Source organism: Psychrobacillus psychrotolerans (genome assembly GCF_900115805.1).
Classification (GTDB): Bacteria; Bacillota; Bacilli; order Bacillales_A; family Planococcaceae; genus Psychrobacillus; species Psychrobacillus psychrotolerans.
In genome coordinates this window covers 727362-749312 of the sequence record NZ_FOXU01000001.1, presented here as the reverse complement: position 1 = coordinate 749312, position 21951 = coordinate 727362, and the positions used below count along the sequence as shown (strand labels likewise).

The 21951-nt window shown below is 36.8% G+C and carries 23 protein-coding genes; all 23 read left to right on the top strand.

The window, feature by feature from the left end; all coding sequences use genetic code 11:
• Positions 1-2 precede the first annotated feature (2 nt).
• The gene (gene ftsY, locus BM260_RS03975) at positions 3-1031 is read left to right on the top strand and encodes a signal recognition particle-docking protein FtsY (protein WP_093535202.1); all 1029 of its coding nucleotides are present in this window, start codon (positions 3-5) and stop codon (positions 1029-1031) included.
• 111 nt (positions 1032-1142) lie between these two features.
• Complete coding sequence (locus BM260_RS03970) at positions 1143-1472, top strand: putative DNA-binding protein (RefSeq protein ID WP_093535200.1); 330 nt, start codon at positions 1143-1145, stop codon at positions 1470-1472.
• Positions 1473-1485: 13 nt separating this feature from the next.
• Complete coding sequence (gene ffh / locus BM260_RS03965; RefSeq protein ID WP_093535198.1) at positions 1486-2841, top strand: signal recognition particle protein; 1356 nt, start codon at positions 1486-1488, stop codon at positions 2839-2841.
• 93 nt (positions 2842-2934) lie between these two features.
• Complete coding sequence (rpsP, locus tag BM260_RS03960) at positions 2935-3207, top strand: 30S ribosomal protein S16 (RefSeq protein WP_093535196.1); 273 nt, start codon at positions 2935-2937, stop codon at positions 3205-3207.
• Positions 3208-3221: 14 nt separating this feature from the next.
• Entirely contained in the window at positions 3222-3455 is a 234-nt protein-coding gene (locus BM260_RS03955) for a KH domain-containing protein (protein WP_093535194.1), read from the top strand.
• 663 nt (positions 3456-4118) lie between these two features.
• Positions 4119-4637, top strand: coding sequence for a ribosome maturation factor RimM (gene rimM, locus BM260_RS03950; RefSeq protein ID WP_093535192.1), 519 nt, complete (start codon positions 4119-4121; stop codon positions 4635-4637).
• On the top strand, positions 4637-5365 hold the full coding sequence (trmD, locus tag BM260_RS03945; RefSeq protein ID WP_093535733.1) for a tRNA (guanosine(37)-N1)-methyltransferase TrmD: 729 nt from the start codon (positions 4637-4639) through the stop codon (positions 5363-5365). Before rimM ends, trmD begins: the two co-directional genes overlap by 1 nt.
• A 138-nt stretch (positions 5366-5503) precedes the next feature.
• Positions 5504-5848 (top strand): 50S ribosomal protein L19, encoded by a 345-nt coding sequence (gene rplS, locus BM260_RS03940; RefSeq protein WP_093535190.1) that lies wholly within the window; start codon positions 5504-5506, stop codon positions 5846-5848.
• Positions 5849-6134: 286 nt separating this feature from the next.
• Complete coding sequence (gene lepB / locus BM260_RS03935) at positions 6135-6695, top strand: signal peptidase I (protein WP_093535188.1); 561 nt, start codon at positions 6135-6137, stop codon at positions 6693-6695.
• Between the two features lie 13 nt (positions 6696-6708).
• Entirely contained in the window at positions 6709-7560 is an 852-nt protein-coding gene (ylqF, locus tag BM260_RS03930) for a ribosome biogenesis GTPase YlqF (RefSeq protein WP_093535186.1), read from the top strand.
• 138 nt (positions 7561-7698) lie between these two features.
• Positions 7699-8469: a ribonuclease HII gene (locus BM260_RS03925; RefSeq protein ID WP_093535731.1), complete on the top strand. Its 771-nt coding sequence runs from the start codon at positions 7699-7701 to the stop codon at positions 8467-8469.
• A 4-nt stretch (positions 8470-8473) separates the two neighbouring features.
• Positions 8474-10333, top strand: a complete 1860-nt coding sequence (locus tag BM260_RS03920; protein WP_093535184.1) for a hypothetical protein — start codon at positions 8474-8476, stop codon at positions 10331-10333.
• Positions 10330-10629, top strand: coding sequence for an EscU/YscU/HrcU family type III secretion system export apparatus switch protein (locus BM260_RS03915; RefSeq protein WP_093535182.1), 300 nt, complete (start codon positions 10330-10332; stop codon positions 10627-10629). The genes BM260_RS03920 and BM260_RS03915 overlap by 4 nt, the downstream gene beginning before the upstream one ends.
• 116 nt (positions 10630-10745) lie before the next feature.
• Positions 10746-11906, top strand: a complete 1161-nt coding sequence (gene sucC, locus BM260_RS03910) for an ADP-forming succinate--CoA ligase subunit beta (RefSeq protein WP_093535180.1) — start codon at positions 10746-10748, stop codon at positions 11904-11906.
• A gap of 18 nt (positions 11907-11924) precedes the next feature.
• Complete coding sequence (sucD, locus tag BM260_RS03905) at positions 11925-12827, top strand: succinate--CoA ligase subunit alpha (RefSeq protein WP_093535178.1); 903 nt, start codon at positions 11925-11927, stop codon at positions 12825-12827.
• 267 nt (positions 12828-13094) lie between these two features.
• A complete protein-coding gene (dprA, locus tag BM260_RS03900; RefSeq protein ID WP_093535176.1) occupies positions 13095-13976 on the top strand; it encodes a DNA-processing protein DprA in 882 nt (293 codons plus the stop codon).
• Between the two features lie 111 nt (positions 13977-14087).
• Entirely contained in the window at positions 14088-16163 is a 2076-nt protein-coding gene (gene topA, locus BM260_RS03895; protein ID WP_093535174.1) for a type I DNA topoisomerase, read from the top strand.
• 15 nt (positions 16164-16178) lie between these two features.
• Positions 16179-17489 carry an FADH(2)-oxidizing methylenetetrahydrofolate--tRNA-(uracil(54)-C(5))-methyltransferase TrmFO gene (trmFO, locus tag BM260_RS03890; protein ID WP_093535172.1) on the top strand — a complete coding sequence of 437 codons (1311 nt, stop codon included), beginning with the start codon at positions 16179-16181 and terminating at the stop codon, positions 17487-17489.
• Between the two features lie 65 nt (positions 17490-17554).
• Positions 17555-18454, top strand: coding sequence for a tyrosine recombinase XerC (xerC, locus tag BM260_RS03885; RefSeq protein WP_093535729.1), 900 nt, complete (start codon positions 17555-17557; stop codon positions 18452-18454).
• A gap of 19 nt (positions 18455-18473) precedes the next feature.
• A complete protein-coding gene (hslV, locus tag BM260_RS03880) occupies positions 18474-19022 on the top strand; it encodes an ATP-dependent protease subunit HslV (protein WP_093535170.1) in 549 nt (182 codons plus the stop codon).
• Positions 19019-20410: an HslU--HslV peptidase ATPase subunit gene (gene hslU / locus BM260_RS03875; RefSeq protein WP_093535168.1), complete on the top strand. Its 1392-nt coding sequence runs from the start codon at positions 19019-19021 to the stop codon at positions 20408-20410. Before hslV ends, hslU begins: the two co-directional genes overlap by 4 nt.
• 84 nt (positions 20411-20494) lie before the next feature.
• A complete protein-coding gene (codY, locus tag BM260_RS03870; RefSeq protein WP_093535166.1) occupies positions 20495-21274 on the top strand; it encodes a GTP-sensing pleiotropic transcriptional regulator CodY in 780 nt (259 codons plus the stop codon).
• A gap of 284 nt (positions 21275-21558) precedes the next feature.
• Positions 21559-21951: a flagellar basal body rod protein FlgB gene (gene flgB / locus BM260_RS03865; RefSeq protein WP_093535164.1), complete on the top strand. Its 393-nt coding sequence runs from the start codon at positions 21559-21561 to the stop codon at positions 21949-21951.

Genomic DNA, 21951 nt, shown 5'->3' with positions numbered 1-21951 from the left:
ATATGAGCTTTTTTAAAAAATTCAAAGAAAAAATGTTAGGTTCTACTCCAGAAGCAGAAGAAACAGTTTCTATTACAAATAAGTTTAAAGAAGGTCTTTCCAAAACAAGAAACCAGTTTACATCAAAGGTGAATGATCTAGTAGCCAAATATCGTAAAGTGGACGAAGACTTTTTTGAAGAACTAGAGGAAATATTACTGCAAGCGGATGTAGGTTTCGAAACAGTTACAGAATTGATGGATTCATTACGCTTTGAAGTACAACGCAAAAATATTAAAAATACTTCTGGTATTCAATCGGTTATTTCTGAGAAGTTAGTAGAAATTTATAATGCTGGTGAGGACGACGTAACGGAGCTTCAACTTGAAGAAAGTGATTTATCTGTTATTTTGTTTGTCGGAGTGAACGGCGTTGGTAAAACAACGACGATAGGAAAACTTGCCCATCGTTTAAAAGGGGAAGGGAAAAACGTTATGCTAGCAGCGGGGGATACGTTCCGTGCTGGGGCTATCGAACAGCTGCAAGTTTGGGGAGATAGAGTAGGGGTCGAAGTTATTAAGCAGTCAGAAGGCTCCGATCCTGCAGCAGTTATGTATGACGCTGTAAGAGCTGCTAAGTCTCGCGGTGTAGATGTGCTAATCTGTGATACTGCAGGTAGGTTACAAAACAAAGTGAACTTAATGAATGAGTTGGAAAAAATTCATCGTGTAATTTCTCGTGAAATACCAAATGCTCCTCATGAAGTGCTACTTGCGCTTGATGCTACTACAGGACAAAATGCACTTGTTCAAGCACAAACGTTTAAAGAAGTAACAAATGTAACGGGTATTGTCTTAACTAAGCTAGATGGTACGGCAAAAGGTGGTATCGTACTCGCGATACGCAATAAACTGCATATTCCCGTAAAGTTTGTTGGTCTAGGAGAACAGATGGATGATTTACAACCATTTGACGCAGAAAAGTATGTATATGGTCTTTTCGCTGATGGATTAGACTTGGAAGAAGCAGAAGAAATAGAGTCAGACAAGTAATTTTACTTGACAGATGTCTTTTCTCTTACTAAACTAGAGTATGATAAGTGATTAGCGAATGGGGGAAGTAATAACCCCATGCTGTAATTGATATGGTAAGGAGAGATGGAAATGATTGAAAAAACAACTCGCATGAATTTTCTCTTCGATTTTTACCAGGCTTTATTAACAGATAAACAAAGAAGCTATATGCAACTTTATTATTTAGATGATTTGTCTCTTGGGGAAATAGCAGAAGAATATACTATTTCAAGGCAGGCTGTATATGACAATATACGTCGAACTGAAGCTATGTTAGAAGAGTATGAGGAAAAACTAAGTCTGTTTTCCAAATTTCAACGTAGACAAGAAACGGTGGAACAACTGCTTTCTCTTGTAGAAGATCAATCATCTGAAAAAGAACTGATTCAACTCATTAATCAATTAAAAGAATGGGATTAGGAGGCGAACGTGCATGGCGTTTGAAGGATTAGCAGAGCGACTCCAAGGTACACTTCAGAAGATTAAAGGTAAAGGTAAAATCTCTGAAGCTGATGTAAAAGAAATGATGAGAGAAGTTCGTTATGCACTTCTTGAGGCAGACGTTAACTTAAAAGTAGTAAAAGAATTCGTTAAAAATGTATCGGACCGTGCCGTTGGTCAAGACGTGATGAAAAGTTTAACGCCTGGTCAACAGGTTGTTAAAATCGTTAAAGATGAATTGACCGAACTGATGGGTGGAGAGCAAAGTCAAATTTCTTTCTCTACGAGACCACCTACGGTTATTATGATGGTCGGTTTGCAAGGGGCAGGGAAAACAACTACTACTGGTAAATTAGCCAATGTCCTGCGTAAAAAGTACAACAAAAAACCTTTATTGGTTGCTGCGGATATTTATAGACCAGCGGCCGTTCAACAGCTGCAAACTATCGGGAAACAGCTTTCTTTACCTGTGTTTGCATTGGGGACTGATATTTCCCCTGTTGAAATTGTTAAGCAGGCTATAGAACAAGCCAAGGAAGAACATCACGATGTAGTTATTATAGATACTGCTGGACGTCTTCATATTGATGAGACACTTATGCAAGAGTTAAAAGATATACGCGCAATTAAAGAACCTGATGAGGTATTTTTAGTTGTAGATGCGATGACTGGTCAGGATGCAGTCAACGTAGCAAATAATTTTAACGAAGCTATAGGTATTACCGGTGTCGTTTTAACGAAATTAGATGGAGATACACGTGGTGGTGCTGCGTTATCTATTCGCTCCGTTACTCAAAAACCGATTAAATTTGTCGGGATGGGTGAAAAAATGGATGCATTAGAGCCTTTCCATCCGGAACGAATGGCTTCTAGAATTTTAGGTATGGGCGATATGATGTCACTTATCGAAAAAGCTCAGGCAAATGTCGATGAAGAACGTGCGAAGGAATTAGAAGAGAAATTCCGTACGCAAAGTTTCACATTCGATGATTTCTTAGAGCAAATTGGTCAAGTGAAACAAATGGGACCTTTAGATGAAATTCTAAAAATGTTACCAGGTGCAGGTAAAATCAAAGGGTTGGAAAATGCGAAGGTAGATGAAAAACAGATGGATCGTGTAGAAGCCATCATTTATTCGATGACTACGCAGGAAAAAACAACTCCCGAGATACTTAATGGACCAAGAAAAAAGAGAATTGCTAAAGGGTCTGGTACATCTATTCAAGATATAAACAGATTACTGAAACAATTTGAAGACATGAAAAAAATGATGAAACAAATGACCAATATGCAACAAAAAGGCAAGAAAAAGATGAAAATGCCTGGTCTAGACTCATTATTTAAATAAAAAATATAGGGTGTTAAGAAAAAACACTTTACAAACAAATAAAAGCTTGATAATATACTATCTTGTGTGAAACTATTCGGAGGTGCAATGAAAATGGCAGTAAAAATTCGTTTAAAACGTATCGGAGCTAAAAAGTCTCCTTTCTATCGTATTGTAGTAGCAGACTCTCGCTCACCACGTGATGGTCGTCAAATTGAAACAGTAGGTACTTACAACCCACTTACTAAACCAGCTGAAGTTAAAATTAACGAAGAATTAGCGTTAAAATGGCTTCAAGACGGTGCAAAACCATCTGATACAGTACGTAACTTGTTCTCAGAACAAGGAATTATGGAGAAATTCCATAACGCAAAACTCGGCAAATAATCGGAGGGGACAATGTGAAGCAGCTGATCGAAGCAATCGTTAAACCGATAGTTGATTATCCAGAAAATGTGAAGGTTGAAAAAGAAGAAAATATAAACCGTATAGTTTATAAACTTTCTGTTCATCCTGAAGATATGGGAAAAGTAATTGGCAAACAAGGGCGTGTCGCGAAAGCAATTCGTACAATTGTTTACTCAGCAGCAGGCAGTCACCAAAAGAAAAAAACATATGTCGACATATTAGATTAAAAAGGAAGAACAATTTGTTCTTCCTTTTTTGATAGGTAGAAAACATTATACTCAGTATAAGCGTAGCTCCGTATATAAAAATGTCCTGTTAACAATTGTTTAAGGAACTTGTTAGAATGAATAATCCCATGATTTTCGTTACAGTTGGACGCTTTCCGCGGGCGTTTCCTCAGCCTCTTCGCTTTGAAAACATATGCTCCTGCGGTTACTCGTCGCAAAGGCATTACCCAAACAAAGTTTGGCCAATGTCTTCGCTGCGGGGTCTTCGCCTAACGCTTTCCCGCTGGAGTCGCCACCTTGCACTACAATCAATTTGTGCAGTACTACACAAAAGATTGGGCATAGTTTATCACTAACATAAAAAGATTGGTCAAATTTTTAGCGATCAGTTAAAATCAATTGTAATTATTTTAAATTAAAAAATGTTATCCAATAATAGATGAAGAATGCAGAAATCAATTTATATTATTTGAGAGAAAATACGACATTGTATGCAACTTTTCTTATATTAAGTGGTTATGGTTGAATGTAGCGCAGGTCGGCGACTCCAGTGGGACAGCACGAGGGAGAGACTATAGGCTCGAGCCGTGCCCACGGAAAGCGTCCGACCGGAGTGGAAATCAACGGCATATTTAAATTTTTTTTGACTAGGAGGTAATCTTAATGGAATGGTTTAATGTAGGAAAGATAGTAAATACACATGGTATTTGGGGAGAGGTTCGAGTAATCTCCACGACTGACTTTGCAGATGAACGCTACGAGGTTGGAAGTGAACTTGCTTTACATAAAGCGGATGGTTCTAAACCAATTATGGTTAAAGTAGCAAGTCATCGTAGACATAAGAACTTTGATCTATTAACTTTTGAAGGTTATTCATTGTTAAAAGATGTAGATGTATTTCGTAATGCCATTTTAAAGGTATCTGAAAAATATCTTTCAGATTTAGAAGAAAATGAGTTCTATTTTCATGAAATTATAGGCTGTACAGTAGAGTCTACGGATGGCGAAATCATTGGAACTATAACGGAAATTATTCAAACGGGTGCTAATGATGTTTGGACAGTACACCCAGAACAAGGGAAAAAAGATCACTATATCCCATATATTGAGGACGTAGTCAAATCAATTGATATTGAACATAAGAAAATTACCATAGAAGTATTGGATGGTTTACTGTCATGATGAATATTCACATTCTTTCTCTTTTTCCAGAAATGTTTACTGGTGTATTTAACTCATCTATTTTGAAAAAGGCCCAAGAAAAGAATGAAGTAGAAATAAACGTAGTGAATTTTAGAGACTACTCAGGGAATAAACATCATCAAGTAGATGATTATCCTTATGGTGGTGGGGCGGGTATGGTATTAAAGCCAGAACCTATTTTTAATGCCATAGAGGCGCTTCCGCCGAGTCAAGGGACAAATAGACGTATTATCCTTTTGTGTCCACAGGGAGAGCGTTTTACGCAGAAAAAAGCGGAAGAGCTTGCTATGGAACAAGAGCTTGTTTTTATTTGCGGACATTATGAAGGCTACGATGAACGAATTCGGGAATATCTAGTTACTGATGAAATTTCTATAGGGGACTTTGTATTAACAGGCGGTGAGTTAGCAGCCATGACTGTGGTAGATAGCGTGGTAAGGTTACTGCCTAATGTATTAGGAAATGCAGAATCGCATGAAAAAGATTCTTTTTCGACTGGTTTGTTAGAGCATCCCCATTATACTCGTCCGGTTGAATATCGAGGTTATAAAGTTCCAGATGTTTTAATGTCTGGAAACCATGCGGCAATTGATAAATGGCGCAAACAACAATCTTTAAATAGAACGTTCACACGCAGACCTGATTTATTGGATCAAATAGAATTGACCTCGGAACAGGAATGTTTATTAAAAGAAATAAAAGGATAGTAATTTTATAATAATTATTGCGTCCGGTAATTAGGTGTGTTATATTTTATTATGTACTTTTATGGAAAGTACTGATTTTGGGTGTTCCGCTGCAACAGCAACTGTGTGTAAGAGCATTCTACAGAAGGAGAGAAAATGATGCAAAACATTATTTCAGAAATCACTAAAGAACAATTACGTTCAGACCTTCCTACATTCCGTCCTGGGGACACAGTTCGTGTTCACGTTAAGGTTGTAGAGGGAACTCGCGAACGTATCCAAATGTACGAAGGAGTTGTAATTAAACGTCGTGGTGGCGGAATTAGCGAAACTTTCACAGTTCGTAAAATTTCATCCGGTGTTGGTGTTGAACGTACATTCCCTGTACACACACCAAAAATTGCAAACTTAGAAGTTACTCGTCGTGGTAAAGTTCGTCGTGCTAAATTGTACTACTTACGTGACCTACGTGGTAAAGCAGCTCGTATTAAAGAACGTCGTTAATAGCAAAAGTAGATGTTGTAGCAAAGGTGGTTCCACTTTTGCTACAACATTTTTTATTTGAAGATAAGAAACTATACAATGTAGCATGAACACCCGATTTAAAGAACATTTAAGGGTGAATAATACTACTGATTTCCGTAGAGCATATAATAGAGTCATTAAAAGGGTATTTACTTTTTGTTCATAATAAACAAATCACACAAACTCCACGAAAATTGGATATTTGTTTTTGCTTGAAAAGAGTTTTCCTTGTACAATAAAGAGAATAACCAAAGGGGGCAAGTTAATGGAACAAGCAAAAAAGCAAAAGAATGAATTATGGGAATGGTCAAAAGCTTTATTAATTGCTTTTGGACTAGCTGCGATAATTCGCTTCTTTTTATTCACACCTATCGTAGTAGACGGAGAATCAATGATGCCCACATTAGAAAATGGGGATCGTATGGTTGTTAACAAGATCGGCTATATGGTTGGTGAGCCAGATCGTTTTGACATAGTAGTATTCCATGCCCCAGAGCAAAAAAATTATATTAAACGTGTAATAGGCCTACCTGGTGATCATGTTGAGTATAAAGATGATCAATTATACGTTAATGGAGAAGAAGTAGTTGAACCTTATTTAGATCAATATAAAAGTGAAATAACAGAAGGTACACTTACAGATGATTTCACTTTAGAAGAGATTACTCAAAATGAGATAATCCCAGAAGGATATATTTTTGTTATGGGTGACAATCGAAGATATAGTAAAGACAGTCGACATATTGGACTAGTCGCTATTGATGAAGTTATTGGTAATACGAATATTGTTTTTTGGCCTCTGAATGAAATTGGTTTTATAAAGTAACAGGAGGTGCACGATGACAATTCAATGGTTTCCAGGTCATATGGCCAAAGCACGAAGAGAAGTAACAGAAAACTTAAAATTAGTGGATATCGTGTTTGAATTAATAGACGCACGATTACCACTATCATCTCGAAATCCAATGATAGATGAAGTGATCCATCAAAAAACGCGATTACTTATTTTAAATAAAATGGATATGGCAGATGAAATGCAGACTAAAAAATGGATTGCTTATTTCGAGGAAAAAGGACATCCAGCAGTGGCGATTAACTCTCTAGAGGGAAAAGGACTACAAACTGTATTCAAGGCCGCAAAAGAGCTTTTAAAGCCTAAATGGGACCGTATGAGAGATAGAGGAATAAAACCTCGTGCAATTCGCGCAATGATTGTTGGAATTCCGAATGTAGGGAAGTCCACGCTGATTAACCGTTTTGCCAAGAAAAATATAGCAAGAACAGGTAATACGCCTGGTGTTACGAAAAGACAACAATGGATCAAAGTAGAAAGAGAAATTGAATTGTTAGATACACCGGGTATCTTGTGGCCAAAGTTTGAAGATCAGCAAGTTGGTTATAAACTTGCGCTTACTGGTGCTATTAAAGATGCAGTTATTAATATGGAAGATTTAGCGGTATATGGTCTAAACTTCTTGCAGGACCACTATCCAAAGCGGATGGAAGAACGGTATCAGATTACACAAGTAAGCAAAGATTTAGTAGAAACTTTTGATCATATTGGCAAGTTAAGAAGATGTTATAGAAATGGTACCGAAATAGATTACGATCAAGTATCAGAACTAGTTGTTCGAGATGTGCGCAATCTAAATCTAGGTAGGTTAACGTTTGATTTTGTGGAAGAATATTAATGTTACTGATACCCTTTTTGCCAAATGGTAAAAAGGGTTTTCTCGTTTCTAAAGAGTGTTAGATGGAAGTGGATTTGTTGAATTTTATACATTATTGCCGATACATAGAATAAGAGATAGAAAGCTGATGTGAATGAGATGTTAAGTATAAAAGAGATAAAAGAAAAATTAGAGCAATCTACAGGTTTAGAAACATGGATAACGGAGTTAGAGCAGGATGAACGAATTGGTGCACGCAAACTGTGGACAAGTTGGAAAAGAAAACAACAACAATTACTAGTAGAACGTCAGGCACATGAAGAAAAAGTAGCCTTCGATAGAAGTTATTGTTCGGAGGATAAGAGTTTAGTAGCGGGAGTGGATGAAGCTGGAAGAGGTCCTTTGGCAGGTCCGGTCGTCACAGCTGCTGTAATCCTTCGAAATGATACAAAAGAATTAATAGGCCTAGATGACTCAAAACAAGTTTCTAGAACTAAACGAAATGAGCTAGCTATAGCGATTAAACAAAATGCAATTGCGTACAGCATACACTTTCAAACAGTTGAAAAAATCGATCAGTTGAATATTTATGAAGCAACGAAACAATCCATGACAGAAGCTGTATTAAACTTAGAAGAAAAACCGAATGTCGTATTAGTAGATGCGATGAAATTGCCTATTGACATCGAAACGCATTCTATTATAAAAGGGGATGCAAAAAGCTTGGCAATTGCAGCAGCATCTATTTTAGCTAAAACCGCTCGAGACGAATACATGGATCAGTTACATGAGCAATTTCCGATGTATTTATTTAACAAACATGCAGGCTATGGTACAAAGTTACATGTCGAAATGATAGAGAAATATGGTCCTACCCAGCACCATCGAAAATCATTTGAGCCGATTAAATCAATATTAAGAATGAGGTGATTACGTGACTTCCACATCTTTTTCAATTACTCAATCATCTGCAGCTTCCGGGATAACTTCTTCTTTACAAGCACCTATGAAGGAAGGGCAAGTAGTTCATGGAACGATTAAAAAATTGTATCCAAACCAAACTGCCGAAGTACAAATTGGCAATCAAAAAGTAATAGCAAAATTAGAGACTCCACTAAAAGCTGGGGATTCTCATTTTTTTCAAGTAGAGAAATCAGCACCTGAATTACAACTAAAGGTAGTCACAGGGCCTCTCACACAAGGAAATACGTTAGCACAACAAGGTCAACAATTATTACAAGCAATGAACTTACCAAAAACAACTGAAATGCAAGCAGCTGTGCAGTTTTTTATAAAACAACAATTACCGGTTTCTAAAGATACATTAGTACAAGTAGAACAATTATTAAAACAAATGCCAAAAGATGTAACGTTAAAAGTTGCCCTCGAGGCTATCCAAAAAATAGTCGATATGAAACTGCCTTTAACTTTTACTATGCTCCAGACAGTAATGAGCGGGAAATCTACGGATGGAATGCTTAATATTCTTCAAAATTTACAAACCCAATTAAAGCAGGATCAAACAGTTATGCCAGGTTTAAAAAATAATATCCTACAAAACATACAAAAGTTAGCAGAGCCATTTAATGGCCCAGTTGCTGGAGCGATACTAGGTAAGCAGATAGAAAATCTTCAAAACCAACAATCCCCTCTATCATCACGCTTACCGATTCTACAAACGTTAAAGGAATCCAATGTGCTGCCAGCTACTGCGAGCATTTCGAATCCAACCCCGATTACTGGTCAGCCGGCAATTGCAAATTCAGCTGGAGAATTGTTATTAAAACTTGAACAAGCTTCTCCTATAGAAAAGGGGCAAGTGTTAGAACAAGTTCGTAGTTGGGTTAGTCAACAATCTTCATTAACGACCACCCAAAAGAATGAAGTGATAGCTTTACTGAAAAATAATAGTCAACCTAATCAACTTCAGCTAGTGAATAATGCATTGACAAAAGTATTTGCCGAGCAAAGTCAGCAAGCAATTTTTACAAAAGATTTAAACGGGTTAACTCCCAAGGACCACTTGGTGTCGTTATTAGGGAAAGGCATTACGGAAGAAGCTATAACTCAAAATTTACAAAATGTAACGAATATAAGTAGAAACCCTGCCAACAGTAATATACTTACTCAAACGGTCATTCAAGCAGAGCAACAAGTTATGCAGCAATTAGATGGAAAAGCATTTGAGCACGCTATAAAAGATGTCTTACGATCTCTAGGATTCGGTTATGAAGCAAAACTAGGAAATAATAGCGAGGAAATAAGACAACTAGCTTCTCAATTAAAGCCACAAATTGTGGAGTTAATGCAAAACCAGACCATTTCTACTGCATTGAGAGATAGTGCAGAAACAGTGCTTGCACGCATGAATGGATTACAAATATTATCCAATGAAAATGGGCCGCAACATCAGTTGCTGATGCAAGTTCCTTTAGAGTTTCTAGGTAAAAAAATGGATGCTACACTTGAGTGGAATGGTCGGATGAAAGAAGACGGTAAAATCGACTCCGATTTTGCTAGGATTATGTTTTATTTGCAGCTAGATACTTTAAAAGAAACTGTTGTAGATATGCAAGTGCAAAATAGAGTCGTTTCGATTACTTTATATAACAATGACAAGGATTTAGTTCCAGTTGTAGATAAATTTAAAGAAATATTAAAGCAAGGGTTATCATCGGTAGGATATCAACTCTCGGGAGTATTCGTAAAAAGCTTTGAGGAACAAAAAATCACATCGGCTTTTATGGCAAAATCAAAGGCGCTTGATGCACAAGGAGTAGACATTCGTATATGAAAGATGAAAGGTATACTCGAAAAGAAGCTGTAGCAATATCGTATAATCCCGATCTTAATGATGCACCGAAGATAGTAGCAAAAGGAAAGGGTAAAATAGCAGAAAATATTTTAGCGAGAGCCGAAGAATTTAATGTTCCCGTCCAAGAGGATGCAAGTTTAGTAGAACTTCTCGGACAATTGGATATAAACCAATCGATTCCAGAGGAGTTATATCAGGCGGTAGCAGAGGTCTTTGCTTATATTTACAAAATAGATAAAGAAAAAGGAAATGCTATAAGATCTAACGACACATAGTCTGAATATTCGTCGTATTACGTAAATGCTATACTTTTGTGGACAAAATGTGACACTTTTAATACAATTAGAAGGGTAGTAAATTACTTGACATAAGTTTGATTGGAGGATGTAAGATGAATATCCATGAATATCAAGGAAAACAACTCCTTAGACAATATGGTGTAGCAGTTTCTAACGGGATTGTAGCTTTCTCACCTGAAGAGGCAGTTAAAGCGGCAAAAGAATTAGGAACAAGCGTTATCGTTGTTAAAGCTCAAATTCACGCAGGTGGTCGTGGTAAAGCTGGTGGAGTTAAAATCGCTAAAAATTTAGATGAGGTACGTGAATACGCGAAGGAATTACTAGGTAAAGTACTTGTTACTCACCAAACTGGTCCTGAAGGTAAAGAAATTAAACGCTTACTTATCGAAGAAGGAAGCGACATCAAGAAAGAATATTATGTGGGTCTAGTTTTAGACCGTTCAACTTCACGTGTAACATTAATGGGCTCTGAAGAGGGCGGTATGGACATTGAAGAAGTGGCTGCAAATTCTCCTGAAAAACTTTTCTATGAAGAAATTGATCCAGTTGTAGGATTAACAGGCTTCCAAGCACGCCGTATGGCATTTAATATGAACATTCCTGCTAAACTTGTGAACAAAGCAGCTAAATTTATGCTTGGTTTATATCAAGTTTATAAAGAAAAAGATGCTTCAATCGTTGAGATTAACCCATTAGTAGTAACTGCTGATGGCGATGTTTTAGCGCTAGATGCTAAATTCAACTTCGATGGAAATGCTCTATATCGTCATCAAGACATTTTAGAGATGCGCGACTATGATGAAGAGGATCCAAAAGAAATTGAAGCTTCAAAATATGACCTAAGCTATATCTCTTTAGATGGAAATATCGGTTGTATGGTTAATGGTGCTGGACTAGCTATGGCAACAATGGATACGATTAGCTATTATGGCGGATCACCCGCAAACTTCCTTGACGTTGGGGGCGGCGCGACTGCTGAAAAAGTTACAGAAGCATTCAAAATCATCCTTTCTGATAAAAATGTAAAAGGTATTTTTGTTAATATCTTCGGTGGAATTATGAAGTGTGATATTATCGCTGAAGGTGTTATTATTGCAGCGAAAGAATTAGGATTAGTAGTTCCACTTGTCGTTCGTTTAGAAGGAACTAACGTAGAATTAGGTAAAAAACTATTGAATGAATCGGGCTTAAATATCGTTGCTGCAGATTCAATGGCAGACGGCGCTCAAAAAATCGTTAATCTTGTAGGATAAGAAAGGCAGGGACAAAAAGTGAGCATATATATTAATAAAGATACTAAAGTAATTGTACAAGGAATTACGGGCTCAACTGCTCTTTTCCATACAAAGCAAATGTTAGAATATGGAACTAAAATCGTTGCTGGGGTTACACCTGGTAAAGGTGGAACAGAAGTAGAAGGAGTACCAGTTTTCAATACAGTTGAAGATGCTGTTAAAGCTACTGGCGCTAATGTTTCAGTAATTTATGTTCCAGCACCATTTGCTGCAGATGCGATTTTAGAGGCTGTTGATGCTGATTTAGATATGACTATTTGTATTACTGAACATATCCCAGTGCTAGACATGGTTAACGTTAGACGTTACATGGAAGGTAAGAAAACTCGTCTAGTTGGACCAAACTGTCCAGGTGTTATTACTGCAGATGAATGTAAAATTGGTATTATGCCAGGATACATCAACACTAAAGGTCATGTAGGAGTAGTATCTCGTTCAGGAACACTGACTTATGAGGCTGTTCTACAGTTAACTGATGCAGGTATTGGCCAATCTACATCTGTAGGTATTGGTGGAGATCCGGTCAACGGAACAAACTTCATCGATGTTCTAAAAGAATTCAACGATGACCCTGACACATATGCAGCAGTAATGATTGGGGAAATTGGTGGAACTGCAGAGGAAGAAGCAGCTGCATGGATCAAAGAAAATATGACAAAACCTGTTATTGGATTCATCGGTGGACAAACTGCACCTGAAGGCAAACGTATGGGTCATGCTGGAGCTATTATTTCTGGTGGACAAGGTACTGCAGAAGGAAAAATCAAAGCAATGGAAGCAGCTGGTATGAAAGTTGCAGCAACTCCATCTGTTATTGGTGCAACTTTAATCGAAGCGATTAAAGAAGCGGGTATATACGATTCTTGTAAAACACATTAATAAAGAGGTACGGCGCATCGGATGGTGCTGCCGTATTTTTTAAAATTAATATAACTGATTATTCGGTGATCTAAAGGCTGACTCCAGTGAGGATTCCCTTGAGCAACTTCAGAGTTCCCGAAATAGTATCAAACTTATATATTTCAGGGCTTTTAGCGTATGTAGGATACCTTAAAAGTGTCGTATTATCCGGTACAACACAAAGTTTTAAACCTGCAATAACTTATAAATCAGGCGCTCCCGCTTGTCAAAAAAAGGAGGAAACCAATGGGTAAGAGTCCGTTTATTAACCGCTTTTTAGCTTTACATTATGTGTTTCCAGTACCATTAAATAAGCTATTTCCTCTATTAGAATATGATCCAGAACTAGAAAAATTTGAAAAAATTCCCCCGCAAAAATTGGCGAAATTATGTAAAATATCCCTCGAACGTGCTATTAAACTCCAAAAAATATTCCTAGAATTTGTCGAAATTCCAATGCTGCAAATGTATAAAAAACACTCGATTATCCCCATTCTATTTTCTGATCCCAACTATCCTAAAAGTCTATTAGATTTGTATGACCCTCCTGCAGTAATATATTTAAAAGGTAAGACAGAACTACTTACGAACTCTAAGAAACTAGCAATTATTGGTTCGAGAAAAGCAACAGATTATTCGGCCGAAAGTATTAAGGCAATACTTCCTCCTTTAATACAAGAAAAGTATGTGATTATTAGTGGTCTTGCAAAGGGGGCAGACACATTAGCCCATCAAATAACTATGAGTTTAGGTGGAAAAACGATTGCAGTACTAGGAACAGGTTTCTTTCACGTTTATCCTAAACAAAATCTTAAGTTAGCTACCGATATGGAGAAAAGTCAGTTGTTATTAACAGAGTATCCTCCGTATATAACTCCACAAAAGTGGAATTTCCCTATGAGAAATCGAATAATAAGTGGACTCTCCCAAGGCGTAGTTATCACAGAAGCAACAGAAAAGAGTGGTACAGTTTCTACTATGGAACATGCTTTAGAAAATGGTAAGGAGATTTTTGCTATCCCGGGATCTATCCTTTCTCCGCTATCTATAGGACCGCATTTGCTTATATTGGAAGGTGCGAAACCTGTGTGGAATGGACATCAAATTCTAGAAGAGTTAAATAAATAAAAAAACAAAAAAATGAAAAGTCTTGCTTTTATAAGAAAACTGTTATACATTTTGCAACAGGTATTTGTTTTGTAGATTAAAGCGAGTTACCTTCTATAAGGAGGGAAATTTATGTCGGATTATTTAGTAATTGTAGAATCACCAGCAAAGGCAAAAACAATAGAAAAATATCTTGGGAAAAAATATAAAGTCAAAGCATCGATTGGTCACGTTCGTGATCTCCCTAGAAGTCAAATGGGTGTAAATACAGAAAATAATTACGAACCAAAGTATATTACAATTAGGGGTAAAGGCCCTGTACTACAAGAATTAAAAACAGCAGCCAAAAAAGCGAAGAAAATTTATCTCGCGGCTGACCCCGACAGAGAAGGGGAAGCAATTGCATGGCACTTAGCTAACTCATTAAACGTTGATATTGAATCAGATTGTCGAGTAGTATTCAATGAAATTACAAAAGAAGCAATCCTCGAATCGTTTAAACATCCTAGACCAATAAATATGGATTTAGTAGACTCACAGCAAGCAAGAAGAATTTTGGATCGACTTGTAGGTTACAATATAAGTCCTATCCTATGGAAAAAAGTAAAAAAAGGCCTTTCAGCTGGCCGAGTTCAATCTGTAGCTCTTCGTTTAATCATTGACCGGGAAAATGAAATTAATAGTTTCACGCCGGAAGAGTACTGGACGATTGAAGGACAATTTGACAAGAATAAGAAAGCCTTCGATGCACTTTATTATGGAAGTGAGAAAGAAAAGAGAAAACTTTCAAATGAAGAAGAAGTAAAAGAAGTACTGAAGTCGATGAAGGGCAAAAAGTTTGAAGTTGCTAATGTCGTTAAAAAAGAACGGAAACGTAATCCAGCCCTTTCTTTTACTACATCATCCCTTCAACAAGAAGCCGCAAGAAAATTAAACTTCCGAGCTAGAAAAACAATGATGTTAGCACAGCAACTGTATGAGGGAATCGACCTAGGGAAAAAACAAGGAACGGTCGGCTTGATTACTTATATGCGTACTGATTCTACAAGAATCTCGGATAGTGCAAAAGCAGAAGCTCAAGATTATATAAAAAACGAATTTGGATCTGAATATATTTCTACAAAAAAAGTAGAAAAGCAATCGAAAAAAGCACAAGATGCCCACGAAGCTGTTCGACCAACAAGTGTACTTAGAACGCCAAGTGAACTAAAAGCGATTCTATCGCGTGACCAACTAAAGTTATACAAACTAATATGGGAACGTTTTATAGCTAGCCAAATGGAATCTGCTATACTAGATACAGTGGCTGTTGACCTTAAAAATGGGGAAGTTTACTTTAGAGCAAATGGCTCCCAAGTTAAATTCCCAGGATTTATGAAAGTGTATGTGGAAGGTTCAGATGATCAAACCGACGATAAAGACAAGCTATTACCAGTTTTAGAAATCGGAGATAAAGTTAATGCATTGGCTATTGATCCGAAACAACATTTTACTCAACCTCCTCCAAGATACTCAGAGGCAAGACTTGTAAAAACATTAGAAGAATTAGGGATAGGTAGACCGTCTACTTATGCTCCAACATTAGATACGATTCAAAAACGCGGTTACGTTGCATTAGAGACGAAGCGTTTTGTTCCTACTGAACTTGGAACAATCGTCCATCAGCTAGTATTTGAATTCTTCCCGGAAATTTTGGATATTGAGTTCACGGCCCAGATGGAAAGAGATTTAGATAGTGTAGAAGAGGGACAAGTAAAATGGGTCGAAGTTATTGATGGCTTCTATCAAGATTTTGAGAAGCGTGTCGTGTATGCTGACGCTGAGATGGAGAAAATTGTTATAAAAGATGAACCAACAGGAGAAGATTGTGAAAACTGTGGTTCACCAATGGTATATAAATTAGGGCGTTATGGTAAATTTATGGCTTGCAGTAACTTCCCAGAATGTCGTAATACAAAAGCAATCATCAAAGAGATAGGGGTCCCATGTAAAGCATGTGGGGAAGGCCAGATTGTGGAAAGAAAAAGTAAAACAAAACGTTTGTTTTATGGCTGTAACCAATATCCAACTTGTGAATTTGTTTCTTGGGACAAGCCGATAAGTCGACCATGTCCGAAATGTAACGAAATGTTAGTGGAAAAGAAATTGAAAAAAGGTATACAAATACAATGTGTTGCGTGTGATTATAAAGAAGATCCGCAAAGTTAGAAAGAAGGATACGACATGACTGAAATAGTAAACGTTATTGGTGCAGGATTAGCAGGAAGTGAGGCAGCGTGGCAAATTGCAAAAAGAGGTATAAAAGTACGTCTTTACGAAATGCGCCCTGTTAAACAAACTCCTGCGCATCATACGGACAAATTTGCTGAATTGGTATGCTCCAATTCGCTTAGAGCTAACAACTTAACTAATGCTGTAGGCGTTATTAAAGAAGAAATGCGTATGTTGGACTCTATTATTATACAATCTGCAGATAACAGTAGTGTACCTGCAGGAGGTGCTCTTGCTGTAGACAGACATGATTTCTCGGGTAGAGTTACAGATGCTATACGCAATCATCCGCTAATCGAAATTGTCAATGAGGAAGTAACAGAAATTCCAGAAGGTATAACGGTAATAGCAACCGGTCCATTAACTTCTCCAGCTCTTGCTGAAAAAGTGAAAGACATGACTGGCCAAGACTACTTATATTTCTATGATGCAGCTGCTCCTATCGTTGAAAAGGATAGTATAGATATGGATAAAGTGTATCTAAAATCGAGATATGATAAAGGCGAAGCTGCATATCTCAATTGTCCAATGACGGAGGACGAATTTAATCGTTTTTATGATGCACTAATAGCTGCGGAAGTTGTGCCTTTAAAGGAGTTTGAAAAAGAAATTTTCTTTGAAGGCTGTATGCCAGTAGAAGTGATGGCAGCACGTGGGAGAAAGACATTATTATTTGGTCCGATGAAGCCTGTAGGTTTAGAAGATCCTAAAACTGGTCAACGTCCTTATGCAGTAGTTCAGCTTCGTCAAGATGACGGTGCAGGAACACTTTACAATATTGTTGGTTTCCAAACACACTTGAAATGGGGACCACAAAAAGAAGTACTGAAGTTAATACCTGGTCTTGAAAACGTAGAGATAGTCCGTTATGGAGTTATGCATCGTAATACGTTCATTAATTCGCCATATGTTCTAGAACCAACTTATCAGTTAAAAGCAAATAACCGAATTTTCTTTGCTGGTCAAATGACGGGTGTAGAAGGTTATGTGGAGTCAGCTGGTAGCGGGTTACTGGCCGGGATAAATGCAGCTAAGCTTGCAAAAGGGGAAGAATTAGTCGTATTTCCACCTGAAACAGCGCTTGGAAGTATGGCGAGATATATTACTGAAGCGAACCCGAGAAACTTCCAACCTATGAATATCAACTTTGGTTTATTCCCTGAATTACAGCCGAAAGTTAGAGATAAAAAGGTGAAAGTAGAACAATTGGCAAATCGAGCGTTGACGACAATTCGAAATTTTATGAAAAAGACTGCGTTATAATTGCTAAAAGCCTCTTAAAAGTTGTATACTTTTAGAGGCTTTTACAATGGTTTATACTGGAGTTGATAATCATTATTGGATTTGAAGAACTTCATGCATTTATACAATACATACAATTAGAAAAAAATTATTCCGTTCATACAGTTCAGGAGTATGAAAAAGATATAAAGCAGTTTTTATCTTTTTTAAACAATGAAGGTGTTACGGATCTAAATGAAGTTGAGTATATTCATGCAAGGTTGTATGTAACAAGGTTATATGATGAAAAGTTAGCGAGAACCTCTATTTCGAGAAAGATATCCTCCATTCGCTCTTATTATAAATTCCTACACAAAGAATATAATGTTCGAGATGATGCGTTTCAATCTTTGTTTCATCCTAAAAGAGAAAAAAAACTTCCTCATTTCTTTTATGAAGAAGAAATGGTGCAATTGTTTGAGGAAAATAAGGGAACAGATTCTCTATCTGTACGAAATATTGCTATTTTAGAACTATTATACGCGACGGGGATACGAGTGAGTGAACTTACATCGATTGAACTGCGTCATATAGATAGTAGCTATGGAGTCGTGCGAGTGATGGGTAAAGGAAGAAAAGAACGATATGTCCCGGTCGGTGATTTTGCTTTAGCAGCGATAGATGATTATTTACTGAATAGTCGACCAAAACTGATGAAGAAAACCTCCCATACATTTTTATTCGTCAATAGTCGAGGAGAGCATTTAACGACAGATGGCGTAAGATATATTTTGAACCAAATGTTGAAAAAAGCCTCGATGAACTCAACTATTTATCCACATATGCTAAGACATACATTCGCTACACATTTATTAAATAATGGCGCTGATCTTAGGAGCGTGCAAGAGCTATTAGGGCATTCCAGCTTATCTTCCACACAGATATATACACATGTAACAAAAGAGCATTTACGTAAAACTTATATGAATGCGCATCCGCGTGCGTAAATATTGGAGGTAAATTTAAATGGGTAATATTCATGCAACCACGATATTTGCAGTTAGTCACAATGGTAGCCAAGCAATGGCTGGAGATGGTCAAGTGACATTAGGTAACCAAGTAGTGATGAAACACACTGCGAAAAAAGTAAGAAGGCTTTTTAACGGTCAAGTTGTAGCAGGTTTTGCTGGCTCCGTAGCAGATGCTTTTACACTTTTTGAAATGTTTGAAGGCAAGCTATTAGAATATAACGGCAATTTACAAAGAGCAGCAGTCGAACTTGCTAAACAATGGCGAGGAGATAAAATGCTTCGTCAACTAGAGGCAATGCTTCTAGTGATGGATAAAAATAGTTTGTTACTTGTCTCGGGAACTGGAGAAGTAATCGAACCAGATGATGGTATTTTAGCTATCGGTTCTGGTGGGAACTATGCATTAGCTGCTGGGAGAGCATTAAAGCAGTTTGCAGGAGAGAATATGACGGCAGAAGAAATTGCTAAAGCGGCTCTAACTACTGCTGCAGATATATGTGTTTTTACAAACCATCAAATTATTGTGGAGGTATTAGGTGAATGAAAGAAGCTAACTTAACCCCAAAACAAATTACAGAGCATTTAAATAAATACATTGTTGGACAGGAAGCTGCTAAAAAAGCAGTAGCCGTTGCATTACGAAATCGTTATCGTCGACAATTATTAGACGATGAGATGAAAAATGAAGTGATTCCGAAGAATATTCTAATGATTGGACCTACCGGAGTCGGTAAAACAGAAATCGCTAGAAGAATTGCTAAGTTAACGAAGGCTCCATTTATCAAAGTAGAAGCAACCAAATTTACTGAAGTAGGCTACGTCGGTAGAGATGTGGAATCTATGGTAAGAGATTTAGTGGAAGCAGCTATCCGAATTGTTCGAGAAGAAAAGATGGAAGAAGTGAAAGACCAAGCAATTCGATTGGCGAACGACGCAATTGTTAAGTTACTTGTACCTTCTTTGAAGAAAAAGAATGCAAATTCCAATCCATTTGAAGCATTATTTGGAGGGAAGGAAGAAGATACTCCAGATGTAGAAGATACAGATGTACGTTTAAAACGTTCGCAAATTGCCGAAGATTTAAGAGATGGCAAATTGGAAGATGAGTTTATTACTGTGGAGGTTGTTGAACAAACTCCGTCTTTATTTGATGCTCTACAACCAGGTGGTATGGAGAGTATGGGCATGAATATGCAGGATGCCTTATCAAATCTTATGCCGAAGAAAAAGAAAAAGCGAAAAATGAAAGTAAAAGATGCTCGAAAAGTATTAATGCAAGAAGAAGCGAACAAACTAATAGACAAAGATGAACTTGCTCAAATTGCCATAGAAAAGACAGAACAAACAGGGATCATTTTTATTGATGAAATGGACAAAATAGCAAGTAAAAATAGTGGAGGATCTTCTGCGGATGTTTCGCGTGAAGGTGTTCAACGGGATATTCTACCAATAGTAGAAGGGTCTACGGTTACCACGAAATATGGTGCAGTTAAAACGGACTATATTTTGTTTATAGCAGCAGGAGCTTTCCATATGGCTAAGCCGTCTGACTTAATCCCTGAATTACAAGGTCGTTTCCCAATTCGTGTAGAATTAGAAAAATTGACAAAAGATGATTTTGTCCGTATTTTAAAAGAACCGCGCCAATCACTTATTAAACAATATGAAGCTTTATTGGAAACCGAAGGAGTAACCATTACGTTTTCAGAAGAAGCTATTGAAAGAATTGGTGAGATTGCGTATGAAGTCAATCAGGAGACCGATAATATAGGAGCGAGACGTCTTCACACTATTTTAGAGAAGATTTTAGAAGAGCTTTCTTTTGAAGCATCTGACATTTCTCCTGCTCATATACAGATCACTCCTGCATATATTGACGGCAAACTTGACAATATTGTGAAAAACAGAGATTTATCTCAATTTATATTGTAAAATCAAATCGTATTAGTATCTAAAACAATTAAAAACCTTTAGAATATTAAAATAAATAGGAAAATTAAATGGAGGATTCAATTCATGAATTTATTAACAAAAACAAGAAAGATTAACTCAATGTTACAAGCTTCTGCTGGTAAGCCAGTAAACTTTAAGGAAATGGCTGCTACTTTAAGCGAAGTAATTGAAAGTAATGCTTTCATCGTATCTAGAAAAGGAAAATTATTAGGTTTTGAAGTTTATCAACAAATTGAAAACGAACGTATTATTAAAATGATGGAAGAGCGTCAATTCCCTGAGAAATATACAAAAAACCTTTTTCATGTGGATGAAACATCATCAAATTTAGATGTATACAGTGAGCACTCGGTATTCCCTGAAGAAAACCGCGAACTATTTAAAGATGGTCTAACGACAATTGTTCCAATCATCGGTGGTGGAGAGCGTTTAGGTACACTAATCTTAGGTCGTCTGAAACAAGAATTTGAAGATGATGATTTGATCCTAGGTGAATACGGTGCAACAGTAGTTGGAATGGAAATCTTACGTGAAAAATCCGAAGAAATTGAAGAAGAAGCTCGTAGTAAAGCAATTGTACAAATGGCTATCAACTCACTATCTTACAGTGAATTAGAAGCAATTGAACATATATTTGAAGAGTTAGATGGCAGTGAGGGTCTATTAGTAGCATCTAAAATAGCTGATCGTGTTGGAATAACAAGATCAGTTATCGTTAATGCACTTCGTAAACTGGAAAGTGCTGGAGTTATTGAATCAAGATCACTTGGGATGAAAGGAACATATATCAAAGTATTAAATGATAAGTTTCTTGCAGAGTTAGCTCAACTTAAAATGAAATAATCTTTAAAACACCTTTCCTCGTCATGAGGAAAGGTGTTTTTTTATGGGAAGATTATCGCAAATACACATAGTTGTTTTTTACTATTTTGATGATAGAAACCTATACCATGACCAGGATTGACACATAATGTCGATGTTTATCAAATAAAAAGGAAAATAGTCCTATTAATTCATTGAAAAATGAATAGACACAATGTTACATAATCATTACAATTAGATTATTGTGATATTCAAAGATAGTTATTAAAAATTATGTCGAAATTTTTAAATAATGAGGTGAAAAAATGAGTATATTTAGTGGTACTATTTCAAGTTTAGAAAAAGGCTTAGACTTTTCTGCGACAAAACAAAAGACAATTGCGCAAAATATAGCAAATGTCGACACACCAAACTATAAGGCGAAAAGCGTCAGTTTTAATGAGTTTTTATCTAGTGCTAAGCAATCCACTATCTCTGCAAATAGAACACAAGCAAAGCATATTGATTTTGAAACTAAGTCAAGTACAGCAGGTGTGTTCAATTATTCAAATTACAGCTACAACCATAATGGTAATGGTGTAGACATGGATAAAGAACAAGCAAATCTAGCAACCAATCAAATCTACTATAATGCATTAATAGATCGAATGAGTGGTAAGTTAAATACGCTACAAACTGTTGTTAGGGGAGGAAGCTAA